This window comes from Novosphingobium sp., from assembly GCF_030696665.1.
Lineage (GTDB): Bacteria > Pseudomonadota > Alphaproteobacteria > Sphingomonadales > Sphingomonadaceae > Novosphingobium.
Map to the genome: position 1 here is coordinate 409,041 of NZ_JAUYRV010000046.1, position 16,969 is coordinate 426,009.

At 63.2% G+C, this 16,969-nt stretch carries 13 protein-coding genes; 5 read left to right on the forward strand and 8 right to left on the reverse strand.

Annotation, left to right across the window (positions count from 1 at the left end; genetic code table 11):
- The first annotated feature begins 29 nt into the window (after positions 1–29).
- Both cysK and Q8R81_RS14825 read left to right on the forward strand, forming a co-directional pair.
- A complete protein-coding gene (gene cysK / locus Q8R81_RS14820) occupies positions 30–947 on the forward strand; it encodes a cysteine synthase A (RefSeq protein WP_305619130.1) in 918 nt (305 codons plus the stop codon).
- 11 nt (positions 948–958) lie between these two features.
- Entirely contained in the window at positions 959–1,657 is a 699-nt protein-coding gene (locus Q8R81_RS14825) for a dienelactone hydrolase family protein (RefSeq protein WP_305619132.1), read from the forward strand.
- Between the two features lie 36 nt (positions 1,658–1,693).
- Here Q8R81_RS14825 and Q8R81_RS14830 read toward each other — a convergent pair whose 3' ends face one another.
- From Q8R81_RS14830 to Q8R81_RS14845, 4 genes are all read right to left on the reverse strand, one after another.
- Positions 1,694–3,496, reverse strand: a complete 1,803-nt coding sequence (locus tag Q8R81_RS14830; protein ID WP_305619134.1) for an acyl-CoA dehydrogenase C-terminal domain-containing protein — start codon at positions 3,494–3,496, stop codon at positions 1,694–1,696.
- Positions 3,497–3,510: 14 nt separating this feature from the next.
- Positions 3,511–4,008, reverse strand: coding sequence for a MerR family DNA-binding transcriptional regulator (locus Q8R81_RS14835; RefSeq protein ID WP_305619136.1), 498 nt, complete (start codon positions 4,006–4,008; stop codon positions 3,511–3,513).
- A gap of 32 nt (positions 4,009–4,040) precedes the next feature.
- Positions 4,041–4,424 (reverse strand): phosphoribosyl-AMP cyclohydrolase, encoded by a 384-nt coding sequence (gene hisI, locus Q8R81_RS14840; protein WP_305619138.1) that lies wholly within the window; start codon positions 4,422–4,424, stop codon positions 4,041–4,043.
- 405 nt (positions 4,425–4,829) lie between these two features.
- Complete coding sequence (locus Q8R81_RS14845; RefSeq protein WP_305619140.1) at positions 4,830–5,600, reverse strand: ComF family protein; 771 nt, start codon at positions 5,598–5,600, stop codon at positions 4,830–4,832.
- A 62-nt stretch (positions 5,601–5,662) separates the two neighbouring features.
- On the opposite strand from Q8R81_RS14845, the gene Q8R81_RS14850 reads away from it, so the two are divergent.
- Positions 5,663–6,454 (forward strand): methyltransferase domain-containing protein, encoded by a 792-nt coding sequence (locus tag Q8R81_RS14850; RefSeq protein ID WP_305619142.1) that lies wholly within the window; start codon positions 5,663–5,665, stop codon positions 6,452–6,454.
- A gap of 295 nt (positions 6,455–6,749) precedes the next feature.
- On the opposite strand, the gene ppdK is transcribed toward Q8R81_RS14850, so the two are convergent.
- The 3 genes from ppdK to Q8R81_RS14865 all read right to left on the reverse strand — a co-directional run bounded on the left by ppdK (position 6,750) and on the right by Q8R81_RS14865 (position 12,798).
- Positions 6,750–9,413 (reverse strand): pyruvate, phosphate dikinase, encoded by a 2,664-nt coding sequence (gene ppdK / locus Q8R81_RS14855; protein ID WP_305619144.1) that lies wholly within the window; start codon positions 9,411–9,413, stop codon positions 6,750–6,752.
- Between the two features lie 77 nt (positions 9,414–9,490).
- The gene (glyS, locus tag Q8R81_RS14860) at positions 9,491–11,896 is read right to left on the reverse strand and encodes a glycine--tRNA ligase subunit beta (protein ID WP_305619146.1); all 2,406 of its coding nucleotides are present in this window, start codon (positions 11,894–11,896) and stop codon (positions 9,491–9,493) included.
- Entirely contained in the window at positions 11,893–12,798 is a 906-nt protein-coding gene (locus Q8R81_RS14865) for a glycine--tRNA ligase subunit alpha (protein ID WP_305619421.1), read from the reverse strand. The genes glyS and Q8R81_RS14865 overlap by 4 nt, the downstream gene beginning before the upstream one ends.
- Positions 12,799–12,918: 120 nt before the next feature.
- Between Q8R81_RS14865 and Q8R81_RS14870 the strand changes: the two genes are divergently transcribed.
- Positions 12,919–13,797, forward strand: a complete 879-nt coding sequence (locus Q8R81_RS14870; protein ID WP_305619148.1) for a TraB/GumN family protein — start codon at positions 12,919–12,921, stop codon at positions 13,795–13,797.
- Positions 13,794–14,714 carry a TraB/GumN family protein gene (locus Q8R81_RS14875; protein ID WP_305619150.1) on the forward strand — a complete coding sequence of 307 codons (921 nt, stop codon included), beginning with the start codon at positions 13,794–13,796 and terminating at the stop codon, positions 14,712–14,714. Before Q8R81_RS14870 ends, Q8R81_RS14875 begins: the two co-directional genes overlap by 4 nt.
- A 7-nt stretch (positions 14,715–14,721) precedes the next feature.
- Here the strand turns inward: Q8R81_RS14875 and Q8R81_RS14880 are convergent, their stop codons facing one another.
- A complete protein-coding gene (locus Q8R81_RS14880) occupies positions 14,722–16,740 on the reverse strand; it encodes a S9 family peptidase (protein WP_305619152.1) in 2,019 nt (672 codons plus the stop codon).
- Between the last annotated feature and the right edge of the window lie 229 nt (positions 16,741–16,969).

Genomic DNA, 16,969 nt, shown 5'->3' on the forward strand with positions numbered 1-16,969 from the left:
TTCCCGTCTACCCAGCAGGAGCAAGCGACATGAGAGCGGATTCGATCCTCGCCACCATCGGCAACACCCCGCACATTCGCCTGTCCCGCCTGTTCCCCGATCACGAGGTATGGGTGAAGAGCGAGCGCGGCAATCCCGGCGGCTCGATCAAGGACAGAATCGGCCTCGCCATGATCGAGGCTGCCGAAGCCGACGGCAGCCTGCTGCCCGGCGGCACGATCATCGAGCCGACATCGGGCAACACCGGCATCGGGCTTGCGATGGTCGCGGCGGTAAAGGGCTACAAGCTTGTGCTCGTCATGCCTGAATCTATGTCGCTTGAACGGCGGCGGCTGATGCTGGCCTATGGCGCATCGTTCGATCTGACCCCGCGTGAAAAAGGCATGAAGGGCGCGATTGAGCGCGCAAAGGAACTCGTTGAACAGACCCCCGGCGCGTGGATGCCGCAGCAGTTTGACAACCCCGCCAACGTGGCCGTCCACGTGCGCACAACCGCGCAGGAAATCCTCGCGGACTTCGGAAGCGACCCGATTGACGTGCTGATCACCGGCGTCGGCACCGGCGGGCACCTGACGGGCTGCGCGGAAGAACTGAAAAAGCACTGGCCCTCGATGAAGGCCTATGCGGTGGAGCCTACGCTTTCGCCGGTGATCTCGGGCGGGCAGCCTGCCCCACACCCGATCCAGGGCATCGGCGCAGGCTTCATTCCCGGCAACCTCCACACCCAGTCCATCGATGGTGCGATCACGGTAGACCCGGCTGACGCAAAGGAAATGGCGCGCCAGTGTGCCGCAAAGGAAGGGATGCTCGTGGGCATTTCCTCCGGCGCGACGCTGGCTGCGATTGCGCAAAAACTGGAGACCCTGCCCGCTGGGAGCCGCGTGTTGGGCTTCAACTACGATACCGGCGAACGGTATCTGTCCGTGCCAGATTTCCTGCCGGAGTAAGCGCTGTGGAGATGGAACAGGTCGATTACGAAGATGGGGGCGTCGCCCTCACAGGATTTCTTGCAAAGCCCGAGGGCACGCCACGCGCCGCCGTGCTGGTCCTGCCGACCATTGCAAATTGCAACGCGCCGATGGTCCGCCGCGCGCAGATGCTGGCGCAAGCAGGCTATCTGGTGCTGGTGGCTGATTTCTATGGCGTGCAGGTGCGCGATTTTGACCATGCTCGTGAACTGGCAGGCCCTTTGCGCGCCAGTGCGCAGGGATACCGCCAGCGTTTGCACGCCGGGCTTGGGGCGCTGACCGGACTGCCGGAAGCGCAGGGACTGCCAGTGGCCGCGGTGGGCTATTGCATGGGCGGGCAGGCTGCGCTGGAATTGGCGCGTGACGGGGCCGACCTTGTTCTTGCCGCCAGCTTCCACGGGCTGCTCGATACACAAGCTCCCGCTGAACCGGGCGCAGTCAAAGCGCGCATTCTGGTCTGCCACGGCGATGCCGACCCGCTGGTGCCGCGCGAACAGGTCTTGGGCTTCTGGCAGGAGATGGACGCCGCCGGGGCCAATTGGCATTTCCACGCCTACAGCGGCGTGAAGCACGGCTTCACAGAACCCGGCAGCGATGCGCGCGGCATGGCGGCCATCGGCTATGACGCCAGTGCTGACCGGGAAAGCTGGGGTGCGCTGATAGACCTGCTGGACGAAATTCTGGCGTGACCCGGGGAGGCTCCACAGCCTCCCCACATCCATCAATCAGGCGATCGCAAGCTGCTCTGGCGTCAGCGCCATGATCGTCTCGCATCCCGCTTCCACTTCGCGACGCAGCGCGCCCACTTCGGTGGTGGAACGAGTGGCCCAATGGCGGGCGCAAGTCAGCTTGGCCTCGTAAAACGCCTTGTCGTCAGCGCCATTGGCGATGGCAGCAGAAGCAACCTTGGCCATGCGCAGCCACATCAGGCCGAGCGACACGATCCCGGTCAGCGTCATGTAGGCATAAGCGCCAGCGCCGAGATTGTTCGGGTTGGCCATCGCATTCTGCATGAACCACATCGTCGCAGCCTTCATTTCGCCGGTCGCCTTCGATAGGCGTTCGGCAACAAGCTTGACTGTCTCGTCTGGGCTTTCTTCGGCGCATTCGGCATCGATCAGTGCGAACAGCGCCTGCACCGCGCGACCGCCGTTGAGGGCAAGCTTGCGCCCGGCAAGGTCCATCGCCTGCACGCCATTGGTGCCTTCATAGATCATGGCGATGCGGGCATCGCGCACGAACTGCTCCATGCCGTTTTCCGCGATATAGCCGTGGCCACCCCAGATCTGCTGCATGTCGGTGGCGACCTTGTAGCCCATGTCAGTCCCGTAACCCTTGATCACTGGGGTCAGCAGGCTGATCAGGTCATCGGCCATCTGGCGTTCTTCGGCTGTTGCCGCCTTGTGCGACAGGTCCACCTGCAACGCCCCCCACAGGCACAGTGCGCGCATGCCTTCGATGAAGGTCTTGGCGTCCATCAACATGCGGCGCACATCAGGGTGGACGATGATTGGATCGGCCTTTTGCGAAGGATCGGCAGGCCCGGTCAGCGCGCGTCCCTGGCGGCGATCAAGCGCGTAGGCAAGGCCGTTCTGATAAGCGACTTCGGCCTGCGCCAGCCCTTGCATCCCCACGCCAAGGCGCGCCGCGTTCATCATGATGAACATTGCGGCAAGGCCCTTGTTTTCCTCGCCAACCAGCCAACCCTTCGCGCCGTCGTAGTTCATCACGCAAGTGGCATTGCCGTGAATGCCCATCTTCTCTTCGATCGAGCCGACGGTCACGCCGTTGCGCTCTCCAAGCGAGCCGTCGTCATTCACGATGAACTTGGGCACGATGAACAGGGAAATGCCTTTGCTCGATTCCGGCGCGCCCGGAGTCTTGGCAAGGACAAGATGGATGATGTTCTCGGTCAGGTCTTGATCGCCCGCAGAAATGAAGATCTTGGTGCCGGTGATGGCATAGGAGCCATCCAACTGCGGCTCTGCGCGCGTGCGGATCATGCCAAGGTCAGTGCCGCAATGCGGCTCGGTCAGGTTCATCGTGCCGAGCCACTCGCCGCTGACCATCTTGGGCAAATACATCGCCTGCTGCTCGGGCGATCCCTTCGCAATGATCGCCGAGATCGCGCCGTTGGCAAGGCCGGGGTACATCGCAAAGGCCTGATTGGCGGTGGCGAGATACTTCTCCATGATGAAGCCCATCACATGCGGAAGACCCTGCCCACCAAACGCTTCGGGCGCAGAAAGGGTGCCCCAACCGCCTTCGACATACTGCCGATAGGCGTCCTTGAAGCCGGTGGGCGTGGTCACACTGCCATCGGGATGGCGCGTGCAACCTTCCTTGTCGCCCGAAAGGTTGAGCGGCGCGATGACTTCGGACACGAAGCGCCCCGCTTCTTCAATGATGGCGTCGGTCATGTCCTGCGTTGCGCTTTCAAAGCCGGGCAGGTTGCCATAGCTTTCAAGGCGGATCAGTTCATTGACGACAAAACGGGTGTCGCGGGTGGGCGCATTGTAAATCGGCATGTGGTCCTGTCCCTTTAAGCGTCCGGATTGCGGCCTTCAGACCGCTCCTTGGCGATGACGAGATCGACGAAGCTGGTCAGCTCCTCGATCGTTGCAGCAAGGTCCGCCTGCTGGCGGCGCATGCTTTCAATGCGTTCGCGACATTTGGCGAGCGTGACGCGGCGCTGCTCGGCGCGGCCATCGCCCATGTCGTACAGGTCGATCATGTCGCGGATTTCGGCCAAGCTGAAACCCACGTTCTTGGCGCGCATGATCCACGCCAGCCGCGCCCGGTCCCGCCTTGAATAGATGCGCGAAAGGCCGATGCGTTCAGGCGCGATCAGCCCTTCGTCCTCATAGAAACGCAGCGCGCGGGCCGTTACGCCAAACTCGTTCGAGAGATCGGATATGGTGAACTGGTCCCGCTTCAGCGCGTCTGGCTGATCAAGGTGGCCAGTGTGGCCGGACTCGGGCGTTCCGGAATCCGGCTGCCGGGCTTGGGCATGAATCGCGGTGGCGGCTTGTTGTGACATGCCACCAAACCTAACTAACCTTTACGTAAGCGTCAATCCGCGATCCGCTCCAGCGCACCCTCGTCGGTAATGCGCCGGTAAAAGCACGAAGGCGCCAAGGTGTGGCACGCAGGCCCCGCTGCCTCGACACGCAGTTCCAGCGCATCCTGATCGCAGTCGACGCGAATTTCGACGATCTTGAGCACATGGCCCGAGCTTTCGCCCTTCATCCAGAGCCGTCCGCGCGAACGCGAATAGAAATACGCAAAGCCAGTTTCGAGCGTCTTGCCCAACGCCTCGGCATTCATGTGCGCCAGCATCAGCAAAGCGCCGGTGGCGTGTTCAACCGCCACGGCAGTGATCAGGCCGTGCGAATCAAATTTGGGCATGAACGCGGTGCCCTGCTCGCGGCGGGCGCTGTCTTCGGAAGCAGACAAGAGGGGCGGCCTTTCTGTCGGATATGCCGGGGCGACGCTATGTGGCGGATTTGTTGCACGATAACCACACAAAGTGGCGAAATCTACCGCCTGCACACAATATGCTTTCGCCGCAGGCCTTAATGGGGAATGAAGCCTTTGCGGTTTGAGGGAACCGTGAACTGAACGGCCACCCGCCAAAACCGGGCAGGCAGTGCAAGAAGCGCCAATGTTCAGGGACATATGATGAGGGACCGGTTGGTCGCCTTTGCAGCAGGCTCCATAGAGCCGCGCAGGGCGGTCACCGGACGATGAGGGAACAAGGCGGGACGGTCAGGGGGCCGTCGGTATCGCGGATTACGCGAACGCCCGCAGAAATTCGTCACGAGGACGCCCGGAATCGAAAGATTCCGGGCGTTTCCTGTTTCAGGCGGGCAACCCCACGCTTTCACGCAGGGAATCAAGCGCCTCGTCCAGCACACGCGCGAAACAGGCGATGCGGACTTGTGTCGCTCCGGCCTTGCGCAGCGCGGTGATGCAAGCGTTGGTCGTCGCGCCGCTGGTCATCACATCATCCACCAGCAGAACGTTCGCGCCTTTGAGCCGAGCCTGCCGCCCGGCATGCGCCGCGATTGCGCCCGACAGGATCCGCGCCCGCGCCTTTCGCCCCAGTCCACCCAGCGAGGGCGTGGGCCGATGGCGGACCAGTCCGTCGACCACCAGCGTCTGCCCGGTCGCCCGCGCAATCTCCCGGGCCAGCAGCGCCGACTGGTTGAACCCACGCCGCATCAAACGCCAGCGGTGCAGCGGCACCGGCACCACCAGCCACTCCCCTTCGAGCACCGGCAATCGCGTCAGCATCATCCGCGCCATCATCGGCGCAAGCCCGATCCGCCGCCCGTGCTTGAATGCAAGCACCAGCGCGCGCGACGGTTCGTTGTATAGCGTGGCGGCGGCGATCCCGGCATGCTTCGGCGGGTCGGCCATGCACGGCGCGCAGATCAGTTCGGCATCTGCACCGTATCGCTCCCCCATCGGCCGCTGACACAGCGTACAGCACGTGCCCGATGGCACCGCCAGCTTGTCCCAGCAGCCAAGGCATAGCCCGCCATGCGCCGCCACCGGATCACCGCAGAGCGGGCAACGCGGCGGGAACACGAAATCGATCACAGGCGTGAGGGCCGATGCCAGCTTCATGCGACAATCCTTGCACAACGCACCCCCTTGGCAATCCCCGCGAAGATGGGCACTGCCCTGAAATGGCCACTTCACCCCCCACTATTTTCGCGCCAAAACGGCGGGAAGCCCTGCGCCGCCGCATGGCGCGTCTGCAACAGCAGCCAGACGCCGCACGCTATATGATCGATGACATGGCCGACGACGTGCTCGACCGCCTCTCGTTCCTGCGCCACGAACCGAAAAGCGCACTCATCATCGGGGATTGGACCGGCACGCTCGCCACCGCACTCACCGCCAAAGGCTGCTCGGTCGAAACCCGCGATCCGGTCTTGGGTGAGGCGCTGCTGGACGAAGAAGCGCCCTACCCGTTCGCCGATGGCTTCGATTTCATCGCCACCCTCGGCACGCTCGACACGGTGAACGACCTGCCCGGTGCGCTGGTCCACTTGCGCCGCGCGCTGGCCGATGGCGGACTGATGATCGCGAGCTTCATGGCCGCCGGATCGCTACCCGCCCTGCGCGCGATCATGCTTGAGGCCGATGCCGACCGCCCCTCCCCGCGCATCCACCCGCAAGTGGACGTCCGCGCCGGCGGGCAATTGCTTCAGCGGTGCGGCTTTGCTGATCCGGTGATCGACAGCCATCATCTGGACGTGCGCTTCCGCTCGCTCGATGGGCTGGTGGCGGATTTGCGGCAGCAAGGCCTCGGCAATTGCCTGGCCCGGCCCGGAGCGCCGCTGAGCAAAACCGCGCTGTCTCGGGCGCGCGAAGCCTTCGCCGCCCGCGCCGAGGCGGATGGAAAGGTCACCGAACGCTTCGAAGTGCTGACCCTCAGCGGCTGGGCAAAACCCCTGCGCCCACCAAAGTTCTAAAGCGGAACGGTAGAGCACAAAACCCAATTGGAATGTTTCTCCGGGGAAACACACCAAATGGGTTATGGCTTGAACCCTGCTCCCCCGCGCAGGCGGGGGCCTCAGGCCTTTTACGCGAGTGTTCTGTAACACCACCGAGGCCCCCGCCTTCGCGGGGGCGCCAGACTGCGAAAGTTGCTTTGCTCCCCCGCGCAGGCGGGGGCCTCAGGCCGTTAACGCGAACGTTCCGTAACGCGCACGAGCCCCCCCCCCCCTTTGCGGGGGTGCAACAGTGCCTGGAAACGCGCCTTGAATGTCAGCCCAACGCCGCCTGCGCCGCCGCCAGCCTTGCAATCGGCACGCGATACGGACTGGCTGAGACATAATCCAACCCCGTCTTTTCGCAGAACGCGATGGATGCCGGATCGCCGCCATGCTCGCCACAGATGCCCAGCTTCAGGTCGGGCCGCGTCTTGCGTCCGCGCTCTGCGGCCAGTTCGACCAGCTGCCCCACGCCTTCGATATCTAGAGAAACGAACGGATCGCGCGGGTAGATGCCCTGATCGACATAGGGATTGAGGAAGCGCGCCGCATCGTCGCGGCTAACACCCAGCGTGGTCTGCGTCAGGTCGTTGGTGCCGAACGAGAAGAACTTGGCCTCCTCGGCAATCTCGCCCGCCATCAGCGCAGCGCGCGGCAGTTCGATCATCGTGCCGACCATGTATTCCAGCGTGCGGCCCTTTTCGGCAAAGACCTCCAGCGCCACGCGGTCCACCAGCGCGCGCAGGATTTCCAGTTCCTTGCGCGTGGCGACCAGCGGGATCATCACTTCGGGGATCGGCGCATCGCCGCTCTTTTCAGCCACGTCGCACGCAGCTTCAAAGATCGCACGTGCCTGCATTTCGTAGATCTCGGGGAACGTGATGCCCAAACGGCAGCCGCGATGGCCCAGCATCGGGTTGAATTCGTGCAGTTCCCCCGCGCGGCGCTTCAGATGCTCGACGCCCAGCCCGGTCACTTCGGCAAGGTCGGCAAATTCGGCATCGGCATGCGGCAGGAATTCGTGCAGCGGCGGATCGAGCAGGCGGATCGTGACCGGCAACCCCGCCATGACCTCGAAGATCGACTGGAAATCGCTGCGCTGTTCGGGCAGCAGCTTGGCGAGAGCCTTGCGGCGGCCCGCCTCGTCTTCGGCCAGGATCATCTGGCGCACGGCGCTGATGCGGCCGGCTTCAAAGAACATATGCTCGGTACGGCACAGGCCGATGCCTTCAGCCCCGAACTGACGCGCCACCTGACAATCGAGCGGCGTTTCAGCGTTGGCGCGCACTTTCATGCGGCGATGTTTGTCGGCCCAGACCATCAGCGTGCCGAAATCGCCGACCAGTTCCGGTTCCACCGTGGCGACCTTGCCCGCCATCACATCGCCGTTCGATCCATCGAGGGTGATCACATCGCCCTCTTTGATGTCTCGCCCACCGATCTTGGCGGTCCGGCTGACCATATCGATCGACACCGCCGAAGCGCCCGAAACGCACGGACGGCCCATGCCGCGCGCGACCACCGCCGCGTGTGACGTCATGCCGCCGCGCGCCGTCAGGATACCCTGCGCCGCGTGCATTCCGTGGATGTCCTCCGGCGAAGTTTCCACCCGCACAAGGATCACCGCTTCACCGCGCTCCGCGCGCGCCTGCGCCGTATCGGAATCGAACACGACGATGCCCGAAGCCGCACCGGGCGATGCCGGAAGCCCCTTGGTCAGCACGTCACGCACAGCCTTGGGATCGAGCGTGGGATGCAGCAACTGGTCGAGCGCCATCGGATCGATCCGGCGGATCGCGGTGGCTTCGTCGATCAGGCCTTCGCCCACCATGTCCACCGCCATCTTCAGCGCGGCCTTGGCGGTGCGCTTGCCCGAACGGGTCTGCAGCATCCACAGCTTGCCCTGCTCGACGGTGAATTCGATGTCCTGCATGTCCGCATAGTGCTTTTCGAGCAGGTCGAACACAGCGGCCAGCTCGGCATAGGCACCAGGCATCGCCTCTTCCATCGAAAGAGGTTTGGCATTCGCCCGCTCGCGCGCGGCCAGCGTCAGATACTGCGGCGTGCGGATACCGGCGACGACGTCCTCGCCCTGCGCATTGACCAACCATTCGCCGTAGTAGGCGCGCTCACCCGTCGCCGGATCGCGCGTGAAGGCAACGCCGGTGGCCGAAGTTTCGCCCATGTTGCCAAAGACCATCGCCTGCACGTTCACAGCGGTGCCCCAATCGGCGGGAATGTCGTTCAGTTTGCGATAGACCTTGGCGCGGTCCGATTCCCATGAATCGAACACGGCACCGATGGCGCCCCACAACTGTTCGTGCACGTCCTGCGGGAACGGACGGCCAAGCTGCTCTTCCACGATAGCCTTGTATTCGCCGACCAGCGCCTGCCAATGTTCGGCACCCAGCTCAACATCGTTGTAGAAGCCGTTGTCTTCCTTGACGATTTCCAGCGCGTCTTCGAACCGGTGATGGTCCAGCCCCAGCACCACGTCGGAATACATCTGCACAAAGCGGCGATAGCTGTCCCAGGCAAAGCGCGGATCGCCCGATCCGGCGGCAAGGCCTTCGACCGTCTGATCATTCAGGCCAAGGTTCAGCACCGTGTCCATCATGCCCGGCATCGAAACACGCGCGCCCGAACGCACCGAGACGAGCAGCGGGTTCGCCGGATCGCCAAACGCGCGGCCGGTGGCCTTTTCCACGTGCGCCACGCCATCCGCCACGCCTGCGCGCAGCGCATTGTCAAACGTCTTGCCGCTGGCATTGTAGGCCGTGCAGACTTCGGTGCTGATGGTGAAGCCCGGAGGCACCGGCAGGCCGATTCCGGCCATTTCGGCAAGGTTCGAACCCTTGCCACCGGCGATGGTCTTGTCCTTCGCGCGCGGATCAGTCGAAACGGCACCGCCGCCGAAGTGGAATACGTATGCGCTCATGCCGCCAACGATGCTCCCTGCGTAAATCTGTTCTTGCCGGTCCGGGCCGGATTCGGCCTTTCGCGATTTTCGGCCCATTAGCCCTCTATGCGCGAAAAGTCCGCAACTTTGTGCACTGCAGCACGGAAACGGTCAAGCAAGGCGAGACGACTTGCCCGTTTGTTAGCGTCTGCATCATTCACCGTCACGCCGTCAAAAAAGGCATCGATCGGCCCGCGCAAGCTGGCCAGCGCCGCCATTGCCGAGGTAAAGTCCTCGGCGGCGATGGCGCTGTCGGCCTGAGGCTCCGCAGCATTCAGCGCATCGACGAGCGCCTGTTCGGCAGGTTCGGCCTGATAGGCAGGCGCGCCCGCCGCGCTGAACATCTGGTCGGCAATGCCTTCAAACGCCGGATCATCGACCATGACCATCGGGTCTTCCTCCCCATCGGTGGGGATCAGGTCGGAGGCGGTGAAGCCTTCCTTCTTGAGGATATTCGCGGCGCGCTTGTAGCCTGCGAGCAGGTTGGTGCCGTCCTCGGTAGTGACGAAAGCCTGCAATGCATGGACGCGGGCGAGCAGGCGGACGAGATCGTCCTCCCCGCCGAGCGCGAATACAGCGTCGATCAGGTCGTGGCGGACGCCTGCTTCGCGTTGCTGGACTTTCAGGCGGTCTGCGAAGAAGGCTGGCAACGTTACGTCCACATCCTTCTGGAACTCGTCTAGCCAGTCTTTCGCAGCGATAAAATCCGACTCCGTCATACCACGATATGCGCGCTCATCGATGAAGCGAAGGATGCTCCTTCCGATAACGTCGAGAAGCTCAAAGCGGAGAGAGTTTTCAAGCACTACTCTGATAAAACCAAGCGCCGCGCGTCGCAAAGCAAAAGGATCGCGTGACCCCGTGGGTCCTTGCTTTATCGCGAAGAAGCCAACCAACGTATCCAACTTATCCGCCAGCGCCACCGCCACCGTCACCGGCGCAGTCGGCACGTCATCGCCCTGCCCGACCGGCTTGTAGTGATCGCGGATGGCGTCGGCCACGGCATCTGGCAGGCCTTCGGCGCGAGCGTAGTAGCCGCCCATCAGGCCCTGAAGTTCGGGGAATTCGCCGACCATTTCGGTGACGAGATCGGCCTTGCACAGACGCGCGGCGAGTTCGGCCTGGTCTGCCAGCTCCGCCTGCGTCCCCGCGAAGGCGGGGACCTCGTGAGGTTGTGCGCTGCTGCCTGAGGCCCCCGCCTTCGCGGGGGAGCCGGTTGCCCCGACGATCCCCTCTTCAACCAGCCACCGCGCCAGCTTGGCCACACGCTCGACCTTGTCGGCCACGGTGCCCAGCTTCTCGTGGAAGGTAATCCGCCCCAGCTTTTCGGCATGAACCGACAGCGGCTTCTTCTTGTCCTGCTCCCAGAAAAACCGCGCGTCTGAAAGGCGTGCGGCGAGCACCTTGCGGTTTCCATCGACAATCGCCACCCCGCCGTCCTTCGCCTCGATATTGGCGGTGCAGACGAAGGCGTTGGCGAGCCGCCCATCCTCCCCGGCACGGGGAGGGGGACCGCCCGCAGGGTGGTGGAGGGGGCTGTCGGTCGGGCGCTGCGTAACCGGAGAGCCCCCTCCACCATGCTGCGCATGGTCCCCCTCCCCATTCTGGGGAGGATAATTGCACACGAAATACTTCTGGTTCACGCGCGCCGTCAGCTGGATGACCTCAGGCGGCACATCCAGAAACGCCTCGTCAAAGCGGCCCAGCAGCGGCACCGGCCATTCGGTCAGGCCGGCGTTCTCGATCACCAGCCCCTCGTCCTCGACCAGCACCAGCCCTGCCGCTTCCGCCGCTGCCTTGGCCTTCTCGCGCACCAGCGTCTCGCGCTCAACATGGTCCACGATCACATGGCAGGCGCGCAGCTTTTCAGCGTAGTCGCTCGCCCCGCCAATCGTGATCTCGCCATCATGGTGGAACCGATGCCCGCGCGTGGCATAGCCCGACGTCACGCCGCCAATCTCGCACTCGACCAGATCTTCGCCAAGGATCGCCACGATGCCGGAAAGCGGGCGCACCCAGCGCAAGGATTCGGTGGAGAGCGAAGCCGCGCCCCAGCGCTGGCTCTTGGGCCAGGGGAAAGCGCGGATGATCGCGGGGATCGCTTCGGCCAGCACGTCCTTCGTCGCCCGGCCCGGCTTTTCGGTTACGGCAAACCAAACGCCATCGCGTTCGGTCAGTTGGTCCTTGGTCAGCCCGGTCTTGCGCAGGAAACCTTCAAGCGCCTGTTCGGGCGCAGAGGTCTTCGGCCCCTTGGTCTCTTCAGACACGGCCTCGGTCGCCAGCGGCAGGTCACGCGCGATCAGCGCAAGGCGGCGCGGGGTGGACCAAACGGTCACCTCGCCCGCTTTCAGCCCGGCAGCGTCGAGCGCCTTGCGGAACAGCTTTTCCAGATCGGCGCGGGCGCCTGCCTGCATGCGGGCCGGAATTTCCTCGCTGCGCAGTTCGAGAAGGAAATCGGTCAATTGCTCCACTCCGGGTACTTGGCCGCCCACTGATCGGCGTTCTTTTCCATGTGCGCCTCACAAGACCCGCGCGCCAGATCGCGCACCCGGCCCATGTAGCTGGCGCGTTCCTGCACGCTGATCACGCCGCGCGCCTGCAACAGGTTGAACAGGTGGCTGGCTTCGATCGCCTGCTCATAGGCGGCAATCGGCACACCCGCTTCGAGCGACCGCACGCATTCGGCCTCGGCCCGGCGGAAGCCTTCGAACAGGCTGTCGGTATCGGCCACCTCGAAGTTCCACTTCGACATCTGCTTCTCGTTTTCGAGAAACACCTCTCCATAGGTCACGCCGTGACTGTTGAACGCGAGGTCATAGACGTTGTCCACGCCCTGAATGTACATCGCCAGACGCTCCAACCCATACGTCAGTTCGCCCGCCACCGGCTTGCAATCGAAGCCGCCCATCTGCTGGAAATAGGTGAACTGGGTGACTTCCATCCCATCGCACCACACTTCCCAGCCAAGGCCCCACGCGCCCAGCGTCGGTGATTCCCAGTCATCCTCGACAAAGCGGATGTCATGCACCAGCGGATCAATGCCGATTACGCCGAGCGATTGCAGATACAGCTCCTGCAGGTTCTCTGGCGAAGGCTTCAGGATCACCTGATATTGATAATAGTGCTGCAACCGGTTCGGATTCTCGCCATAGCGACCGTCGGTCGGCCTGCGGCAGGGCTGCACGAACGCCGCATTCCACGGCTCCGGCCCCAGCGCGCGCAGCGTTGTGGCGGGGTGGAACGTGCCCGCGCCCATGCGCATGTCATAAGGCTGAAGGATCAGGCAGCCCTGCTCGCTCCAAAAGCTGTGAAGGCGCAGGATCATGTCCTGCAGGCTGAGAGGCTGTTGCGTGGGTTCGGCCATAATGCCGGGGCTTTGGCCGATAGGGCGCGCCAAATCAACCGGCATCACCGCCAGTGGCTCCACACGCGAGCAACATTTCCTTCATTCCCTGGCAAGACGTTTGCGGGCAAAAGGCAGCGCATGACAAAAGCCTTCCGCACCCTCACCGCCGCCATCACCCTTGCCGCCTGCGCCTTCACCACGCCAGCAATGGCGCAGACACAGCTCAAGCCAGCGCTGTGGAAAGTCGCGGACGAGGACACCACGATCTATCTGTTCGGCACGGTCCACGCCCTGCCCAAGGGGCTGGTCTGGCTCGATGGCCCCATCGCCGCAGCGCTGGATGAATCGTCCGAACTGCTCACCGAAATCCCCGATGTGTCCGATGCGGAGCAGCAGAAAGCCGTCATGGCCATCGGTCTACTCAAAGGCGAAACGCTGCGCTCCATGATGAGCGACACTGACCGCACCAGCTTCGAAGCCCTGCTGGCCCGCCTCAAAATTCCGCCCGAAACCTTCGATCCGCTTGAGCCGTGGCTGGCAGGTATCACGTTGGCGGTCATCCCTTATGCGATGGCCGGTTATGGCGAGGAACAGGGCGTCGAAACCGTGTTGCGCAAGGCTGCGATGGCAAAGGGAAAGAAGCTCGGCGGGCTGGAGACGGTCGACTACCAGCTTGGGCTGTTTGACCAATTGCCACGTGAATCCCAGCTCAAGTTCCTCGGCGCAGCGGTCAACGATTTCGACAAGAGCGCCGGACTGATCAACGCCATGACCGATGAATGGGGTTCGGGCGATCCCGATGGCCTTGGCCAGATGCTCAACGCGCAGATGGACGATCCGGACCTTGCCGAAACCCTGCTCTTCCAGCGCAACCGGAACTGGGCGACATGGGTGCGCCAGCGCCTGCAGCAGCCGGGGACAGTGTTCGTGGCAGTGGGCGCAGGCCACCTTGCCGGGCCGAACAGCGTTCAGGATGCCCTGAAGGCCCAAGGCGTGGAAACGGCGCGCGTGCAATGACGCTGCTCCGCCGCCTGATCTTTGCCGTGGTTCCCGCCCTGCTGCTCGGCATGGCCTTCACATGGTTCAGCCGCGAAAAACCCGCCGAGGAGATTGCCACGCCTGCAGGCTCAGGGCGCGTCGCGCTGTGGCAGATCACCGACAAGGGTGGCACCGTGCGCGGCTATCTGTTCGGCACAGTCCACGCGCTCCCGCCCAAAACACAATGGCTGCGCCCCGCGATCACCGATGCGCTGACCAAATCGGACCGCCTCGTCCTCGAAATCGCCGAACCCATTGACCAGACCACTGCCGGGGAAGCGCTGGCCGAACTCGCCGGAACCGAAGGCCTGCCCCCGCCGTCGGAGCGCATCGGCCCCAAACTGCGCGGCGATCTGATCAAGGTCTACAAGAAGCTCGGCCTGACCGACGCCGATTTTGCCGATACCGAAAGCTGGGCGGTGGCGCTGCAACTGGCCGCGATTGCCGGGCAAAAGGCCGGGTCCGATCCCGAAAGCGGATCAGAACCAGCCCTGCGCCGGCTTGCCGAGGGCAAACCCGTGGCTGGATTCGAAACGCTGCAGAGCCAGTTTGCAGTGTTCGATGCCCTGCCGCCGCAGGAACAGAAAGTCCTGTTGCAGGAAGTCACCATCGAGGCCGCCAGCAATGGCGACGAGGAAGCCCAGATGATCGCCATGTGGCTGCGTGGCGATGACCTTGGCATAGCGCGTGAAGCCAACGAAGGCTTCCTGGCTGATCCCGGCCTGCACACCGCGCTGCTGACCAACCGCAACCGCATGTGGGCAGATCAGCTTGATGCCATGCTGAAAGGCGGCGCCAAGCCTTTCGTGGCCGTTGGCGCGGCGCATCTTGCAGGGTCAGACAGCCTGCAACGCCTGATGATGGCCAGAGGGTGGCAGATCAAGCGCGTGCCTTGATGAGAACTTAATCCGCCGGATTGTGCTTCCGCAAAAACCCTTCCAACGCCCCCAGCAAAGCCTCACGGTCCGCCGTGCGCGAGAATGAGTGATCAGCCTGCGGCAGGGACACCAGTTCCACGTCCTTGCCCGCATCCTTCATCCGGTTGAACATGCTCTGCGACTGGGCGTGATCGACCGTCAGATCCTTCTTTCCGTGGACCAGGAGCATCGGTGCCTTGATCCGATCAATGAAGTTTATCGGCGATACAGCCTGAAAATCCGGCGTCATCGCCGTCCACTGTTCCTTGTAGCGCTTGCTATACAGCGCTCCGCCAAAGTCGTTCACTTCGCGCCGCAAATTGGCCACGCCCGCGATGGACACCGAACAGCGCCACAAGGCCGCGTCGCGCGATGCGCCCCACATCGCCACGTATCCGCCATAGCTTGCGCCCACGATGCAGGCGCGCTTGCCATCGGCCATGCCCCGCTTCACCGCCCAGTCCAACGCATCGTTGACATCGTCCTGCATGGCAAAGCCCAACTGGCCCTCGCCCTTTTTCAGGAATGCTTCGCCATAGCCGGTCGATCCCCGAAAATTGGGCTGAATCACCAGATAGCCCCGGCTTGCGATGAACTGCGCCCAGTAGTCCCAGTCCAGCGTATCATGTGCCCACGGTCCGCCATGCGGCATGACCACCACCGGAAGGGCCTTTACCTCGCGTCCGGGCGGCGTGGTGACGATTGCCTCGATCTCCAGCCCATCTCTCGCTTTGTAGGTTAACGCTTCAACCTTCCCTGCCGGTTTGCCATTCGTTTCGCTGTTGAGATTGGCAAACAGGCGCAGGCTGCCATCTGCCTGATCGAAATAGTAGAGCCGCCCCGCCTCGTTCGCCTTGTCCACGCGGACCAGCATGCGCTGGCGATCTGTGGAGAGGCTGACAATCCGCGCACGGCGGCCATTCAGGCTCTTTTCAAACGCCTTCTGCAACTCGTCCAGACTTGGATCGAGCCAGTGCAGGGGTTCACTGCTGCGCCCGCCAAGATAGACGCCAAGCACTTCATTGCCCGCATCGTCATAACGCACGCCGTCAATTTCAATGCCCTCGGCCGCTTCATAAACCGACTGCAGCGTGGCACCGCTGGCAAGATCGATTTCCAGCAGCGCGTCGCGCTTGCCCTTTCCATCGGACTTTTCACCGGATTTGGCATCGCCTTCGGCACCGATCGTGCGGATTACCAGCGCTTTTCCTTCGGCCGCACGGATCAGGTAAGGAACTTCCAGATCTTCAAACGCTGCGCGCCCCAAGCGGTCGAACGAAGCTCCCTTTTTCGGCCGATGCAACAACGTCCGCGTCCCGCGCTCGCGGTCTATCGAAATCGCCATGCGCACCACGCCTGCCGGGTCCGCGATCCAGTCCATCACATCGGTGCGGCCTGCAAGATCAGTCGTCTTGCGGCCGGTCGTCACATCGACTGAATAGACCGCGGGCCAGAAATCCTTGCCCAAATATATCGAATTTTGCCCCGCAATCAGCATTTTGGTAGAACCGTCAGTTGGCACCCACAAGATGTCCGAAGCGTCCTGCCCTCCAATATCCCACAACAGCTTGGTGAACTTGCCGTTTGCCCGATTGAACGCCACCACGCGCGACACGTAGGCCCGCTCACCCGCACCAAAAGGCCTGATCGCACGCAGGCGTATCACCACGTTCTCATTGCCAACCCAGCCCAGGCTGCTGATTTCTGTGTCATCAGGAAGGACGGCCTGTCTCATGCTGCCGGGTTCAAATGGCGAGACGATGACCACCCGTTGCGAACCGCCAATCGCAAACATCCCGGCGATCCACAGCCCGTCGGGAGAAAGCTTTGCACCCTCAACAAACGGCAACTGGGCATAGGCGGCGACCGAGGGCGGACCACTGCCTGCCTGTGATGTGGCCGCTACAGGCGCGTCAGGCGCGGCGTTCGCCTGCGCAGTTGCGATGGTTTGCGATGCAGCAAGGCAAACGCCCGCAGCCAGTAACACTTTCAACGATTTCCGCACGATGCCCCCGTCTTTGCGCCCGATCCAGGTGCTAGAATCCTGAAACACACCAGACAAGTGAGGCAACACACCTTTTGCAGCCCGCGCGCATTTGCGCTGTCCTACACACTCCGAATTCGACAATCTTGCCGGATGTCTGCGCCGCTGTTCCATTTCACACCCCGCTCCCCCGCGAAGGCGGGGGCCTCAGGCCGCATATCGCACCCGCCGCAGGCCACACCGAACCCCG

Coding starts and splice junctions, on each gene's coding strand:
- cysK (WP_305619130.1), top strand. CDS start 30: ATGAGAGCGGATTCGATCCTCGCCACCATCGGCAACACCCCGCACATT.
- Q8R81_RS14825 (WP_305619132.1), top strand. CDS start 959: ATGGAACAGGTCGATTACGAAGATGGGGGCGTCGCCCTCACAGGATTT.
- Q8R81_RS14830 (WP_305619134.1), bottom strand. CDS start 3,496: ATGCCGATTTACAATGCGCCCACCCGCGACACCCGTTTTGTCGTCAAT.
- Q8R81_RS14835 (WP_305619136.1), bottom strand. CDS start 4,008: ATGTCACAACAAGCCGCCACCGCGATTCATGCCCAAGCCCGGCAGCCG.
- Q8R81_RS14845 (WP_305619140.1), bottom strand. CDS start 5,600: ATGAAGCTGGCATCGGCCCTCACGCCTGTGATCGATTTCGTGTTCCCG.
- Q8R81_RS14850 (WP_305619142.1), top strand. CDS start 5,663: ATGGCCACTTCACCCCCCACTATTTTCGCGCCAAAACGGCGGGAAGCC.
- ppdK (WP_305619144.1), bottom strand. CDS start 9,413: ATGAGCGCATACGTATTCCACTTCGGCGGCGGTGCCGTTTCGACTGAT.
- Q8R81_RS14865 (WP_305619421.1), bottom strand. CDS start 12,798: ATGGCCGAACCCACGCAACAGCCTCTCAGCCTGCAGGACATGATCCTG.
- Q8R81_RS14870 (WP_305619148.1), top strand. CDS start 12,919: ATGACAAAAGCCTTCCGCACCCTCACCGCCGCCATCACCCTTGCCGCC.
- Q8R81_RS14875 (WP_305619150.1), top strand. CDS start 13,794: ATGACGCTGCTCCGCCGCCTGATCTTTGCCGTGGTTCCCGCCCTGCTG.